The following is a 15,097-nucleotide window of genomic DNA, read 5'->3' as shown; positions in this document are numbered from 1 at the left end:
CAATGAGTCATATTCACTAATGAAGCGCGCCGACCTTCCCGACCTTGCCGCTTTCGCGGCGATCGCGCGCCTGAAGAGCTTCCGGCGCGCAGCCAGCGAACTGAACGTGTCCCCGTCCGCTCTGAGCCACGGCATGCGCGCCCTCGAGGAGCGAATGGGCGTCCGGCTTCTCAACCGCACGACCCGCGCCTTGGCGTTGACGGAAGCCGGCCAGAAGCTGCTTGCCAAGCTCGATCCGGCGCTCGCAGCGATCGAAACCGCGGTGAACGAGGCGGCCTCCTTTGCTCATGGCCCGTCCGGCAGCCTCCGGATCAATGCACCACGTTCCGTCTCGCGGCTCATTCTGCTGCCTCCGCTCAAGCGCTTCCTGCGCCGCTATCCCCGCGTGAGCGTGGAGCTTGCGTCCGATGACGCGCTCACCGACATCGTGGCCGCCGGGTTCGATGCCGGGGTTCGCTTCGACGAGAAGCTGCCGCGCGACATGATCGCGATTGCCTTGTCTGGTCCCATGCGTTTCTCGCTGGTCGGCAGCCCGGACTATTTCGCCACCCGCGCCATTCCGCGCGTCCCTGCCGACCTGAAGGGGCACATGGGTATCTGCCAGCGCTTTCCCGGCGGCGGCCTCTTTGCCTGGCCATTGGAAAAGGATGGCGACGAGCTGGAATTCATCCCAGAAGGTCCGCTGGTTCTCGACGACCAGGAGCTCATCCTCGACGCCTGCCTCGAAGGCTTTGGCCTGGCCTGCGTGTTCGAGCCTTACGCCGCGCCCGATATTGCTGCTGGCCGCCTCAAGGCCGTGCTGTGCGACTGGCAGCCCATGTTCGCCGGCCCCTCGCTCTATTACCCCAGTCGCCGCCGCATGCCTCGGCCGCTTCGCGCTTTCATCGACATGGTGAGGGAAGAGCAGGCTTGATCGCGCACTGCGCCGCGCAACGCGCGCTCCGATTTAGAACCACTCGATCTTAGAGCTATTCAAGTCGCGCGGGCTGCGCGGGCTCTGCTAGACGCGCTTGCGTGAATGCAATTCTCTGACTTGGAAGTGACTCGAAAGTGCGTGCCAATGCTGATGGCCAGCGCGTCCGCGGCCATCGAAACCGTGCCGGCAGGAGTCGTGCGCGTGTTCTCCTCGGAGCAGTCGTCCTGCTCGCCGATTATTCCTCCTCCACAGGGATCGCAGAGGCGCAGTCGGCGCTGCCGCCGGTGACGGTGGAGGCGCCGACAAAGCGGCCGAAGGTGAATGCGGCTACGACATCGGCGCGTCGCACGCAGGCTACCGCGTGGCAACGCGATCGCAATCCGAAGCCGATGGAAGCTTCGCCGTCGGAGCGCGCGGCCGCTGCCGCGGCAGTCCTGAATGAAGCCAAGCTCGGTTATCGCGCGATGCCGAACTCGAGCACGCTGCGCACGGGCGCCTCGCCGCTTGATACGTCGCAGTCCGTCAACGTGGTGCCCGAGCAGGTCTTGAAGGACCAGTTGCCGCGCAATCTCGACGATGCGCTCGCCAACGTCTCCGGCATCACGCAAACCAACACGCTCGCCGGCACCCAGGACGCCATCATCCGCCGCGGTTTTGGCGATAACCGCGACGGCTCGGTCATGCGCAACGGCATGCCGCTGGTGCAAGGCCGCGGCCTCAACGCCGCGGTGGAAAGCGTCGAAGTGCTGAAGGGCCCGGCGTCGCTGATCTACGGCATCATGGATCCCGGCGGCATCGTCAACACCATCAGCAAGCGTCCCGAGCTCTATCAGCACGGCTCCGTCACCCTGCTCGGCTCGACCTATGGCGGACGCAGCGGCGGCGATGCGCTGTTCGACATCACGGGTCCGATCGGCAAGGATGGGCTCGCCTACCGATTCATCGCCTACGGCGTCGGCGAGGATTATTGGCGCAATTTCGGTACGCACAAGGAAACGCTGATCGCGCCGTCGCTCGCCTGGTACGGCAAGGACACCACGGTCCAGCTCAACTACGAGCACCGCGACTTCCTCTATCCCTTCGATCGCGGCACGGCGATCGATTCCCGCACCAAGAAGCCACTCGCGATCCCGGCGACGCGCCGGCTGGACGAGCCCTACAACAACATGTGGGGCACGTCCGATCTGGTGCAGGCTTCTGTGGAGCACCGCTTCAACCAGGATTGGAAGCTCTACGCGGGCTACGGCTACAACACCGAATCCTACGGCGCCTATCAGCTCCGCATTACCGCGGTGAATCCGGTTACGGGCATCGAGTCGCGCAGCAATGACGGCACGTTGGGCGCGCTCAGCAACATCAGCTACGGCACCTCCTATTTGCAGGGTGTGTTCTGGTTAGGGGAGATGCGCAACGAGGTGCTGTTCGGCGGCGACGCGCAGTATCGTACGATCTACCGCCAGGATCTGCTGCGGAAGACGCTGCCCAGCGTGTTCAACATCTATGATCCCGTCTACGGGCTGATCGGGCCGGGCACAACGGTGTCCGCCGCCGACAGCGACCAGACCGACAAGCTCGGCGAGCGCGCGCTGTTTTTCCAGGACACGTTGCATCTCACCGACCGCCTCGCCTTGGTCGGCGGCGTTCGCTGGATGGAATACGAGCAGCTCGCAGGCAAGGCGCGTCCGTTCGTGACCAACACGAATCTCAGTGGCGACAAGGCCCTGCCGCTCGGCGGCGCGATCCTCAAGCTCACCGAACAGGTCTCGCTTTATGCAAGCTACACGGAATCCCTGAAGCCGACCTCGACGATTGCACCGCTCACCGGCGGCGTGGTCGTCGGCTCGAACCTCGCACCCGAGCAAGGCACCCAGTATGAGACCGGCATCAAGTTCGATCTCAACCAGCGCCTCTCGGGCACCGCGGCGATGTACGACATCGACAAGCGGAACGTGCTGGTCTCGCAGCTCAATGCCGCAACCGGCGTCACCGAGTATCGCGCTGCCGGAAAAGTCCGCTCGCGCGGCGTCGAGGTCGACGTCACCGGGCGGCTGACCGACCACTGGAGCATGATCGGAAGCTATGGCTACACCGACGCGCGCGTGGCCGACGACCCGACCTACTACGGCAAGCAATTGCAGAACGTCGCGCTCAATACCGCCTCGCTCTATCTGGTCTACGATTTCGGCACTGCGCTGCCGGGCCGGCTCCGCCTCGGCGGCGGTGCGCGCTATGTCGGCGATCGTCCCGGTGATTCCGCCAACACCTTCGTGCTGCCGTCCTACGTCGTCGCGGACGTGTTTGCGACCTACGAGACGCGCTACGAAAAGCTGCCTGTGATCTACCAGCTCAACGTCAAGAACCTGTTCGACACCGTCTACTATCCATCGGCTGTCGATACTCTCAAAGTCGCGATCGGCGACGCGCGGCGCGTGTCCCTTTCGGCAACCGTGAAGTTCTGAATGATGGGTGCGCGGCGGATCAAATCTGTCCTGCTCGACGTCCACTCCATCCTGGGCCTCACGATCGCGCTTGTGCTGGCGGTGATCGGAATTACCGGCGCGATCATGAGCTTCGAGGACGAGATCCTCGACAGCCTCAATGCCGGGATCATGCATGTCGCGCCCCGCCCTTCGCCGGTGCTTGCGCCGGATCAGCTCGTCGCGAGACTGAAGGCCACGCAGGAGCTCGGCAAGGTCTCGGCCCTCATGATGACCCGCGATGCGTCCACGGCCGTGCACGTCCGTTTCGCCCGCGAAGAGCAGGGCGCGCGGCCGTCCTCGCTCTATGTCGATCCCTATGACGCGCGCGTGCTCGGGATGCCGCGCGGCGAGGAGTTCTTCGCAACCGTCCGGAGGCTGCATCGCTGGCTGCTGCTGCCCGGCGATAGCAAGGGCTATGGCCGGCAGATCACCGGAATCGCGGCGTTCGGCCTGATCGCGCTGCTGGTCTCCGGCTTCGTGCTGCGCTGGCCGCAGCGTGCCGGCAGTGTGAAGATGTGGCTCAAGCCCAATCTGGCCTTGCGTGGTCGCGGCCTGCACCGGTCGCTGCACGCGGTCATCGGCACCTGGGTGCTGCCGATCTATCTGGTGATGACGTTGACCGGGCTCTGGTACTCGTTCGATTGGTACAAGGATGGCGTCCTCTGGCTGTTGTCGCGCCCATCGACTGCCGCCGCGCGGATGCAGCCGAAGCCGGCGCGCGAGGCGGCGGAGCCGCCCGGATTCGACCGCGCGTGGTCGACGTTCCTGCGCGAGCAGGGCGGCTCGTTCGCGAGGGCGCAATTGACGTTGCCGGCTGGTGGCGGCACCGTCATGCGCATCCGGTCGTGGCCCACGGAAACCACGCTCGAAGGCGTGCGCGACGAATTCCGTATCGATGCCGCCACCGGCCAGCTCGTATCTGCGGATATCTACGCAAACAAGACGCTCGGCGAGCGGACCATCGCCGGCATTCTCGACATTCACCGCGGCGCTATTCTGGGCTGGCCCGGCAGGCTCGCCTTCATGCTGGCCGCTGGCCTGATGCCGCTATTCGCGGTCACGGGAGTGCTGCTCTATCTGTCGCGGCGCAGGCACCGGCGCCTGGCGCAGGCGAGCGAGCGGAGTGAGCCCGCCTGCAACGCCCGCGCTTGAGATGAGGCTTCAATCGCCGGCCAGTTCCTGACCTGTATCACACGAGTGGCCAGGAGCTCGCACGGCGCCAGATCCGGAGGACGCCACGCCAAATCCGTCGATTGAATCCGGCACGCGCACGATGAGGATCAGGCGACTTGCAAGGCACGGGCATAGGTCAGGCCCGAATTGGTGATGTGGGTCGTCATCAATTGCGCGAAACCGTCGAAGTCGCCGCGTTCGAACAGGCCCAACAATTTGTAATGCTCTTCGAACGAGGCCGGCGTCTGCACGTCAATCGGCGCGCTCAGATTGGTGCGCAGCGTTGCGACGCGCCCGGAAACGAGCTGATAGGACTCCTGGAGATAGCGATTGCCGCAATGGGCGAACAACGCATCATGGATCGCGCTGTCAGCGCGTCCATAGGCAACGTTGTCCTTGGCCGTGAGCGCCTCCTCCATCGCGGCAATGGCCTGCTCCATCGCCGCGACCGCACCGGCACGGTCGTGGGCGAAGGCAAGTTCGGCGGCCTTGGGCTCGATCGCGATCCGGAACGTGCAGAGCGCCGTGATGTCCTCCGCGCTCGGGGTAAAGACGAAGCTGCCGACTTGCGGCCGGATCACCACGAGGCCCTGCGCCTGCAACTGGCCCATCGCCTCGCGCACCGGCGTGCGGCTGACACCGAAGGATTGCGCGACCCTCTCCTCGGAAATCGCCGCGCCGAGTGCGAACTCGCCGTCGATGATGCCCTGGCGCAGCCGCAGCATCACACGCTGCGCCAGCGATTTCGGCGTATCGAGCTTCAGCGACTTCATCGGGATTCAGATGACCTTGCCGGGATTGAGCAGATGAGCGGGATCGAGCGCGGCCTTCAGCGTGCGCATCAGCGCGATCTCGGCTTCGCTGCGGGCATGCCCGAGCCACTGCTTCTTCAGCGTGCCGATGCCGTGCTCGGCGGAGACGCTGCCGCCCATCTCGCGCACCAGGCCATAGATGATCGCATCCATCGCGTCCTTCGGCTGACGCTCGGTCGGCAGACCCGTCACCCAGGATACCAGGTGCAGATTGCCGTCGCCGATATGACCGTAATAGACGCTCTCGCAGCCCTTGATGCCTTCGGCGAGCGCGGCCTTGCAGCGCGTGACGAACTCGTCCATCCGGGCCACCGCAAGGCCAATGTCGTAGGAGATGTGCGGCCCCAGCACCTGGCCGAACTCGGCGCAGATGTCGCGCACCGCCCAGAATTTCTGCGTCTGCGCCAGCGATTGCGCGACGGCGGCGTCCGCGAGCAGGCCGCGCTCCATCAGCTCTTCTAGCCAGGCCTGGAAACGCGGCGCATCGATGCTCTCGTCGGTGCCCTGCGCTTCCACCAGTACGTAGAGCCCGCGTCCGGCAGCGACCGGCGGTTTGACGCCGGCGCGCGCGGTGATCACCTCCCAATAATCCGGCCACATCACCTCGAAGGCCGACAGCAGCGGGCCGAGGCCGGAGCGCGCGGCAGCGAGCAGGTCGACCACAGCGGCATAATTCTCCAGGGCGCACAGCGCGGCCATGGTCGAGCGCGGTTTTGGAAACAGCCGCAGCACCACGCGCGTGATGATGCCGAGCGTGCCCTCCGAGCCGATGAAGAGATGCTTCAGGTCGTAGCCGGCATTGTTCTTCATCAGCTTGTTGAGACTCGTGATGATGGTGCCATCCGGCAGCACGACCTCGAGTCCGAGCACCAACTCGCGCGTCATGCCGTAGCGGATCACGCGATTGCCGCCGGCGTTGGTGGAGAGATTGCCGCCGATCGCGCAGGAGCCGCGCGAGCCCAGATCGAGTGGAAAGAAGACGCCGGCCTCATCGGCCGCCTTCTGGATCGTCTCCAGCGGCGTGCCGGCCTTCACTGTCATGGTCGCGGAAGCGCGATCGATCTCCTCGATGCCGGTCATGCGTTCCAGCGAGATCGCGACCCAGCCGGGCTCGGGCGCCGCGCCGCGGCACAGGCCGGTCAATCCGCCCTGCGGCACGAACGGCAGACTTGCCTTGCGGCAGGTCGCAATCGCCGCGGCGACGCCGGCCGCATCCATCGGCCGGATCACCGCAAGCGGCGTCTGCGGCAGGCTCGCGCTCCAGTCGTTGCAATTACGCGCGGGCACCTCGTTGCCGATCAGCACGGCTTGCGGGCCGAGCCGGTCGCGCAGATCGCGCAACATGCCCTCGGAGCCTTCGAGTAGCGTCGTCATGTCGATGCGGAGCCTCTTGTTGCCGGGGTACGTGTGTTGCCGGGGTACGTCGCGGGTCGGCGCCTGCCCATGCATTTTTGGCGGCGCGACCCGCTTCACCGCGGAATTGCAGTGGTGTTGTATGTAAGGTACAAGAAGTAAATGGGAACGCCAAGCAGGTTCCGCACTTTTCAGGAAGTGCAAGCCTGATCAAAGCTTTAGAACGATTGCTCTTGCAGAGGACAGGTCATGACGGACGCAATTCGCGGGTTCTGGGTCGCCACGCCGACGCCGCTGACGGCCGAGGGAGCCGCTGACCCCGGCCGGTTGGCGGATCATGCGCTTCGGCTCTTCAAGACGGGCGTCGACGGCGTCGTGGTGTTCGGCACCACCGGCGAAGGCACCTCATTCAACGTTGCAGAGCGGGTCGCGACCGTGGAGGCCTTGCTCAAGGCCGGCATCGCCGCAGATCGCATCGGTGTCGGCGGCGGCTTTCCCGCGATCAGCGACAGCATCACCTTGACGCGTTCGATGCTGAGCCTCGGCGTGAACCATGTGCTGTACCTGCCGCCCTATTTCGATCGCAACGTCACGTCCGAGGGCCTCGAGGATGCCTTCGCCGCGATCTTCGATGGCGTCGCCGACGATCGCCTGCGCGCCTACCTCTACCACATCCCGCAGGTCTCCGGCGTCGCCGTGCCGACGCAAGTCGCGGCGAACTTGCGCAAGCGCTACGGCAAGCTCGTTGCGGGACTGAAAGACTCCAGCGGCGACTTCAAGCAATTCCAGGCGTTTCGTGCTGCTGCGCCCGAACTCGCCATCACCGTCGGCAATGAAGCCGACATCACCCGCGCCATCGCGGCGGGCGGCGCCGGCACCATCTGCGGCATGGCCAACATCGTGCCCGACCTCGTCAAGGACATGGTCGATGGCAAGGACGTCGAAGCACGCATGCAGGCGGCTATCGATATCGTCGTCAACACGCCTTCGTTCGCGGCGACGCTGAAAGCCATTCTCGCAGCACAGACCGCCGATCCCGGCTGGCTGCGCGTGCGCCCGCCGCTCCGCGGCCTCTCCGACGGCAAGCCGCTGAAGGCGAAGATCGACGCGCTGGTGAGTCCCGCGATCGCGTGACGTCCGCGAACCTTTCTCGCGTTCGCGGAGCGGCTAGCCAAGGCCGCGGCAATGGTCCAAAAGCGGCAGACTTATTCTCGCGAGGATCCGCCGCTCCATGAAGCTTCCCACCGTCACCCCTGCCGATATCCGTCGCGCGCTGCTGCTGCGCGAGGAGGTTGCGCTGCTCGATCTCAGGCATGAGGCGGCGTTTGCCACGGGTCATCCCCTGTTTGCCGCCAACATGGCGGCGGGGCGCATCGCGATCGAAGCCGAGGCGAGGCTGCCGCGCAAGGATGCAGGTATCGTTCTCTATGATGACGGCGAGGGTCTGGTCGGGACGGGCGCCGAACGGCTGCGGGCGCTCGACTACACAAATCTTCGCGCGCTCGACGGCGGCCTCAATGCGTGGCGCGCGGCCGGTTACGAAGTGTTCGAGGATGTGAATTCCTATGCCAAGGCCTTTGGCGAGCTTGTCGAGGCGCGCCGTCACACGCCCTCGCTTAGCGCCGACGAGGTCGCAAGCCTGATTACCGACAAGGCCAATGTCGCGATCCTGGATGTTCGCCGCTTCGACGAATATGCAACCATGAACATCCCGGGCTCGGTCAGCGTGCCCGGCGCCGAGCTCGTGCTGCGCGCGGGCCGCGCGGCCCCCGATCCAGACACCACCATCATCGTCAATTGCGCCGGCCGCACGCGCTCGATCATCGGCACACAGTCGCTGATCAATGCGGGCATCCCGAATCAAGTGCGTGCGCTGCGCAACGGCACGATCGGCTGGACTCTTGCCAAGCACTCGCTCGAGCACGGCGCCGGGCGGCGTGGTGCGGTCGGAGCGTTTGAGGGCGCCGCGGCCAATGCCCGCGACGTCGCCTATCGTGCCGGCGTTCGCCACATCGGCGCGGGCGAGGCGGCATCGCTCGCTGCGCAACCGCATCGGACGCTGTATCGCTTCGATGTGCGTGACGCCGAGGACTATGCGAGTGGTCATCTCGCAGGCTTCCGCCATTATGCCGGCGGCCAGCTCGTTCAGGAGATCGACATGGCGGCGCCCGTGCGCGGCGCGCGCATCCTTCTGACCGACGACAAAGGCGTGCGCGCCGACATGACGGCGTCCTGGCTTGCGCAGATGGGCTGGGAGGTCTACGTGCTCGAGGGCGGCTATGACGGCGCGCTCGAAGTGGGACCGCCGCAGGTATTGCCCAAGCCCGATCCTGCGCACCGGTACCGGCGTCCCTACGAGGGCACCGATGTCGCGGAAAGTGCGATGCAGGCCTATCTCGACTGGGAATACGGCCTCGTCGAGCAGCTCCGCCGCGACGCGACGCACGGATTTTACGTGATCTGAGCGGGTGAGGCGGGCCTGGCGAGAGGCCAAGATGCCCCGCCTTCCCGTGTCCACGCGAGAATCATATTGTCTTCAGCCTCGCCGGCGACTAAGCCGCGCGCGAAGGTGATACCCACGGAGATTCCATGCCAGCTACAGCCCCGACCCCTGAGAGGACAGCGAAAGCCCTGTTGCTTGAAGGCGTCAATGACAGCGCAGTGGACCTGTTCAAGGGCGCCCGCTTCACCAATGTCGAGCGGCTGACCAAGGCGCTCGACGGCGAGGCACTGCGGCAAGCCGTGAAGGGTGTATCGCTGCTCGGCATCCGCTCGCGCACCCAGCTTACCGAGGATGTGCTCGCCTCCGCCGACCAGCTTCTCGCGGTCGGCTGCTTCAGCGTCGGCACCAATCAGGTCGATCTGCTCGCTGCCCGCAAGCGCGGCATTCCCGTCTTCAATGCGCCGTTCTCCAACACGCGCAGCGTCGCCGAGCTCGTCATCGGCGAGATCGTGATGCTGCTGCGGCAGATCTTTTCGCGCTCGGTCGCGGCGCATGACGGCGGCTGGGATAAATCCGCGGCTGGCAGCCGCGAGGTGCGGGGCCGCACGCTCGGCATCATCGGCTATGGCAATATCGGCTCGCAGCTCTCCACGCTTGCCGAAGCCATGGGCATGCGGGTGATCTTCTTCGACCGCACAGACAAGCTGCGTCACGGCAACACCGAGCCGGTCGAGAAGCTCGAGGACCTCCTGGCCCAGAGCGACGTGGTCAGCCTGCATGTGCCGGAAACGCCGGAGACCGCCGGCATGATCGGCGAGCGCGAGCTGCGGCTGATGAAGCCGGGCTCGTTCCTGATCAACAACAGCCGCGGCACCGTCGTCGATCTCGATGCACTGGCGCGCGCGTTGCGCGATGAGCACCTCGCCGGCGCCGCCGTCGACGTTTTCCCGGTCGAGCCCTCCTCGAACGCCGATCGCTTCAAAAGCCCGCTGCAGGGTCTCACCAACGTGATCCTCACGCCGCATATCGGTGGCTCCACGGAAGAGGCGCAGGAGCGGATCGGCGGCGAGGTAGCCCGCAAGCTCGTCGACTATTACGTCACCGGCTCGACCATGGGCGCGGTCAACTTCCCGGAGGTGCAGCTCCACCTTCGCCCCACAGGTGTCCGCTTCAGTCACGTTCACCGCAACGTGCCGGGCATGCTGCGCCGGTTGAACGAGGTGTTCTTGCAGCGGGACGTCAACATCGCCGCGCAGTATCTGGAGACGCATGGCGAGCTCGGCTACGTCGTGCTCGATGCCGATCTTGGCGGCCAGGATTCGAACGAGCTGCTCCAGCAGATCCGTGGGCTCGACGGCACGATCGGCGCGCGGCTGGTGTTCGAACACTGACGCGCGCCCGAACTGGCGGCTTTTCGCATCACGACGCTGTGACGCGTCCGGGCGGGCTGCGCTGTTGCGTGGCCCGCCTTTCACTTTCTACACTACCTGTGGTTACCTGGGCGCTGAAGGCAAGTCTCATCTAACAAGTCCCGTCTAAAGTCTCATCGAACTTGAGCTTAAGTTGCGTGAGTGCGGACACGATGGCCCGAGACCTCATACCGATCGACCTTGCACTTCAAGGCGGAGGCTCGCACGGCGCGTTCACCTGGGGCGTGCTCGATCGGCTTCTCGAAGAGACATGGCTTGATGTCGTCGCGATCTCCGGGACCTCCGCCGGAGCGATGAACGCCGCGGTGCTGGCCGACGGATGGACGGCAGGCGGCGCCGAGGGCGCGCGCGAGGCGCTGGATCAATACTGGCGCCGCGTTTCGCGCGCCGCGGCATTCAGCCCGCTGCAGCGCTCGCCGCTCGATCGCCTGATGGGACGCTGGACGCTAGACACCTCGCCGGCCTATGTCTTCACCGACCTGATGTCGCGGTTGTTCTCGCCCTACGACCTCCCGGTCGATTACAATCCTCTGCGCAAGGTCCTCGCCGAGAGCATCGATTTCGAACGCCTCGCGCGTTCCGAGATCAAGCTGTTCATCACGGCGACGCGGGTGCGCACCGGCCGGGGCCGGATCTTTCGCAACGCGGAGATCACGGCCGACGTTCTCCTGGCCTCGGCGTGCCTTCCGACCATGTTTCGCGCCATCGAGATCGACGGCGAGCCCTATTGGGATGGCGGCTTCGCCGGGAATCCGACGATCACGCCACTGGTCCGTGAAAGCGAGGCCTGCGATACCATCCTGGTGCAGATCAATCCGACGGAACGGCCGGAAGACCCGCGCAGCGCAGCGGAGATCCTCAACCGTCTCAACGAGATTTCGTTCAACTCGCCGCTGATGAAGGAATTGCGCATGATCGCGCTGCTCCGTCAGGCCGCCGATCCCGGAAGCGGCGAGGGTGCGCGCTGGGCGCGGATGCGGACGCACCGGATCAAGAGCGACATCCTGACGAAGTTCGGCGCCTCCTCCAAGCTGAATGCGGAATGGGAGTTCGTCTCGATGCTCCGCGCCGAGGGCCGGCTGGCTGCAAGCGAATTCCTCGAACGTCACCGCGAGGACGTCGGCCGGCGCTCGACCGCCGATCTCGATGTTCTCCTGGCGGAGTGCTGAGACGTGGGGCTTCTCGGCATTCTCGTCGGGCTCGGCCTGCTCGTGGTGCTGGCTTTCCGCGGTTGGAGTGTCCTGCTGCTTGCCCCGTTCGCGGCGCTCGTCGCCGCAGCATTCGGCGGCGAGCCGCTGCTCGCCAACCTGACGCAGGTGTTCATGGCGAGCGCCGCGGGCTTCCTTGCGCAGTTCTTTCCGATCTTTTTGCTCGGCGCCGTCTTCGGCAAGCTGATGGACGATAGCGGCGCGGTGACGGCGGTCGCCGCCTTCATGGCGCAGCGACTCGGCGAACGCCGCGTGATCCTCGCTGTCGTGCTGGCAGGAGCGCTGGTCACCTATGGCGGCGTCAGCCTGTTCGTCGCCTTCTTCGTCATTGCGCCGATGGCGCAGTCGCTGTTTCGAGCCGCCGGGATTCCACGCCGTTTGATCCCAGCGGCGATCGTGCTGGGAACGTCGAGCTTCACCATGTCGGCGCTGCCGGGCACGCCGTCGATCCAGAACGCGATCCCGATGCCGTTCTTCGGCACGACGCCGTTCGCCGCACCCGGGCTCGGCATCATCGCTTCCCTCATCATGCTCGGCACGGGCTTGTGGTGGCTGCAGCGGGCGGAGGCCGCGGCCCGCCGCGCCGGCGAAGGTTTTGGCGCAGACACGCAAGAGGCGGCCGAGGACGTCGTTGACGATGAATTGCTGCGCGAGCGCGCCACGCTCGCCCGCGAATTCGATCCGGCGGAGATCCGCCATGGACGTCGCAGCGAGGCCCCCTCGCCGGTGCTGAGCGCGGTCGTGCCGCTCATCGTCGTCGTTGCCGTCAATCTCGTGATGTCGCTAGTGGTGTTGCCGCGGCTGGATTTCTCCTATCTGGGTGAGCCGCGTTGGGGCGGCACGTCCTTGTCCGCCGTCGCCGGCGTATGGTCTGTCTCGGTTGCGCTTGCGGTCGCGATCGTCGTGGCCATTGCCATGAACTGGACGAGGCTCGCGTCGTTGCGGCAGACGATGGATGCCGGCGCGAATGCGTCCGTCCTGCCGGCGCTGAGCGTTGCAAGCCTGGTCGGATTCGGCGCGGTGATCGCCGCGCTGCCGGCTTTCGGGACAGTGCGCGACTGGGTGCTCGCGATCGAGGGCGGACCGCTGGTGTCGCTCGCGGTCGCCACCAACATTCTGGCCGCGCTGACCGGCTCGGCATCCGGCGGCCTCACGATTGCGCTCGACGCGCTCGGCCAGACCTATGTGGAGATCGCCGCAAAGGCCGGCGTTGACCTCGCGCTGATGCATCGCGTGGCGGTGATCGGCTCGGGAACGCTGGACATCCTGCCGCACAACGGCGCGGTGGTCAGCCTGCTCGCGATCTGCGGACTGACCCACCGCGAGAGCTACCGGGATATCGTGATGGTCGGCATCGTCTCGTCGCTGCTGGCGTTGGTCATCGTCATCGCGCTCGGCAGCGTCGTGGGGTCGTTCTGACCGTGGGCAATCCCGCGCTCGCGATTGACGGACGCCCGCGCGCTGCGTTCAATGCGACGCTTGCCGTGATAACAAGAGATCCGGGTGGAAACGATGACGCGTTCTCAGATCAATATGCATGTCTGCGCCGCGAGCCTGCTGATGGCCATGGCTCATGTCGACGGCGCATCCGCGCTGACGCTGGCCGAGGATGCCGACAACGTCTGCAGGGGCCTCGCTTCGGACGCCGGTGCCATCAAGATCGACTCCGCGGCGATCCAGGCGCCGTCGCCGCTCGCCGTCGCCGAACGCGGACCGACACCGTCGGGACGTGTCACCCCGGCTAGTCCAGCTTTCTGCAAGGTGCTCGCTCACATCGAGCCAACAGACCCAAAAGCGCCGCCGATCAAGTTCCAGGTCAACCTGCCGGTCGAATGGAGCGGGCGCTCGCTGCAATATGGCGGCGGCGGATTCAACGGCGTTCTGATCACCGGCCTTGCGCTGCCGCCGTCCTATCCCTTCGACAAGCCATCGCCTCTCGCGCGCGGCTTCGTTACCTATGGCACCGATTCCGGCCATGAGACCAGGCCGGGCGAGCCGCCTCAGGCCTTCGCGCTCAATGACGAGGCGTTCGAGAACTTTTCCCATCGTGCCTACAAGAAGGTGCGCGACGCAGCCGTCACCCTGATGGAGCGCGCCTACGGCAAGAGACCTGAGAAGATGTACTTCATGGGCTCGTCCGAGGGCGGCCGCGAAGGACTGACCATGGCGCAGCGCTACCCCGAGGATTTCGACGGCATTTTTTCGCGCGTGCCGGTGATCAACTGGGTCGGCTTGCAGCACGCCGGCACCCGGTCCGGGCTGGCGACCATGGGCGACGGCTGGATCAGGCCGGCCCAGGTGAAGCTCGTGGGTGATGCGGTGCGCGCCGCCTGCGACAAGGCCGACGGCACCGACGATGCGCTGGTGCAGGATCCTGTCGGCTGCAAATCGATCTTCAAGCCTCAGAAGCTGCGCTGTGCGAGCGGCCAGAGTGACGACCGATGCCTCACCGACGCGCAGATCAAGGCGATCGACACCCTGCACGACGCTTACAAATTCCCGTTTCCACTCGCCAACGGCCTCGATGATTATCCGGGCTGGGGCGTGTCGGGCGAGGATACGTCATCCGGCGGCCCGACCGGTGGATGGACGGCGTGGTGGCTTGGGACCGCGGCGCCCGCGCAGCCGCCGGCGCCGAACAACGGCATCGCCTGGATCTATGGCGCAGGTACAATTCAATATGTCTTTGCACGCGACCCCAAGCTCGACGTCACCACCTACAAGCCCGAAGACCACAGCGCGCGTTTGCTCGAAGTCTCCCAACTGATGGATTCGACCAATCCCGACCTCCGCCGCTTTCGCATGCATGGCGGCCGCCTGATCATGCTCGAGCATATGGCCGACTATGCGCAGAGCCCCTATGCCGGCATCCGCTATTTCGAGAACGTCGAGCGCTTGATGGGCTCGGCGACGACGGATTTGTTCGCAAGGCTCTACACGGCGCCCGGCGTCGACCATGTCGGCTCCGGCGCGCCGGCAAATGTCGATATGCTGAGCGTGCTGATCGACTGGGTCGAGAAGGGCAAGGCGCCCGGCGACCTCGAGGTCACCGAGCAGAAGGTCGAGGCGCCGGCGTTCTCGGTTGTGCGCGCGCTGCCGCTGTGCCGCTGGCCGGCCTGGCCACACTACGAGGCGGGGCCGGTGACGGAGTCGGCGAGCTTCTTCTGTGCGCAGTAGGCGGCACAAGTTCCCGTGCTCACGCCTTGGTCAGCACAGCATACGCATCTCGCCGTGGTGGGCTCGCGTTGATTTGAATCAACCCGCTTGCGGATGAAGGGTTGA

At 65.6% G+C, this 15,097-nt stretch carries 11 protein-coding genes; 9 read left to right on the top strand and 2 right to left on the bottom strand.

From position 1 onward, the window contains the following. Positions 1 to 19: 19 nt before the first annotated feature. From SO140_RS11695 to SO140_RS11685, 3 genes are all read left to right on the top strand, one after another. Positions 20 to 913 carry a LysR family transcriptional regulator gene (locus tag SO140_RS11695; RefSeq protein WP_449378191.1) on the top strand — a complete coding sequence of 298 codons (894 nt, stop codon included), beginning with the start codon at positions 20 to 22 and terminating at the stop codon, positions 911 to 913. Positions 914 to 1,050: 137 nt separating this feature from the next. After that, positions 1,051 to 3,375, top strand: coding sequence for a TonB-dependent siderophore receptor (locus SO140_RS11690; protein ID WP_474800396.1), 2,325 nt, complete (start codon positions 1,051 to 1,053; stop codon positions 3,373 to 3,375). A gap of 3 nt (positions 3,376 to 3,378) precedes the next feature. Further along, positions 3,379 to 4,548, top strand: coding sequence for a PepSY-associated TM helix domain-containing protein (locus SO140_RS11685; protein WP_449378265.1), 1,170 nt, complete (start codon positions 3,379 to 3,381; stop codon positions 4,546 to 4,548). Between the two features lie 128 nt (positions 4,549 to 4,676). Here the strand turns inward: SO140_RS11685 and SO140_RS11680 are convergent, their stop codons facing one another. Together SO140_RS11680 and SO140_RS11675 are read right to left on the bottom strand one after the other, a co-directional pair. Then, positions 4,677 to 5,342: a GntR family transcriptional regulator gene (locus SO140_RS11680; RefSeq protein ID WP_449378190.1), complete on the bottom strand. Its 666-nt coding sequence runs from the start codon at positions 5,340 to 5,342 to the stop codon at positions 4,677 to 4,679. Between the two features lie 6 nt (positions 5,343 to 5,348). Further along, the gene (locus SO140_RS11675; RefSeq protein WP_449378189.1) at positions 5,349 to 6,755 is read right to left on the bottom strand and encodes an FAD-binding oxidoreductase; all 1,407 of its coding nucleotides are present in this window, start codon (positions 6,753 to 6,755) and stop codon (positions 5,349 to 5,351) included. 228 nt (positions 6,756 to 6,983) lie between these two features. Here SO140_RS11675 and SO140_RS11670 point away from each other — a divergent pair, with 228 nt between their 5' ends. From SO140_RS11670 to SO140_RS11645, 6 genes are all read left to right on the top strand, one after another. Continuing rightward, positions 6,984 to 7,868, top strand: coding sequence for a dihydrodipicolinate synthase family protein (locus SO140_RS11670; protein ID WP_449378188.1), 885 nt, complete (start codon positions 6,984 to 6,986; stop codon positions 7,866 to 7,868). A gap of 97 nt (positions 7,869 to 7,965) precedes the next feature. Then, complete coding sequence (locus tag SO140_RS11665; protein WP_449378187.1) at positions 7,966 to 9,198, top strand: rhodanese-like domain-containing protein; 1,233 nt, start codon at positions 7,966 to 7,968, stop codon at positions 9,196 to 9,198. 125 nt (positions 9,199 to 9,323) lie between these two features. Then, positions 9,324 to 10,568 (top strand): phosphoglycerate dehydrogenase, encoded by a 1,245-nt coding sequence (serA, locus tag SO140_RS11660; RefSeq protein WP_449378186.1) that lies wholly within the window; start codon positions 9,324 to 9,326, stop codon positions 10,566 to 10,568. A 191-nt stretch (positions 10,569 to 10,759) separates the two neighbouring features. After that, entirely contained in the window at positions 10,760 to 11,776 is a 1,017-nt protein-coding gene (locus tag SO140_RS11655; protein ID WP_449378185.1) for a patatin-like phospholipase family protein, read from the top strand. 3 nt (positions 11,777 to 11,779) lie between these two features. Further along, positions 11,780 to 13,234 carry a GntP family permease gene (locus SO140_RS11650; RefSeq protein ID WP_449378184.1) on the top strand — a complete coding sequence of 485 codons (1,455 nt, stop codon included), beginning with the start codon at positions 11,780 to 11,782 and terminating at the stop codon, positions 13,232 to 13,234. A gap of 141 nt (positions 13,235 to 13,375) precedes the next feature. Further along, positions 13,376 to 14,992 carry a tannase/feruloyl esterase family alpha/beta hydrolase gene (locus SO140_RS11645; RefSeq protein WP_449378264.1) on the top strand — a complete coding sequence of 539 codons (1,617 nt, stop codon included), beginning with the start codon at positions 13,376 to 13,378 and terminating at the stop codon, positions 14,990 to 14,992. The last annotated feature ends 105 nt before the right edge of the window (positions 14,993 to 15,097 follow it).

This window comes from Bradyrhizobium sp. UFLA05-108 (assembly GCF_059803455.1).
This window is presented reverse-complemented; position numbering and strand designations above follow the sequence as displayed.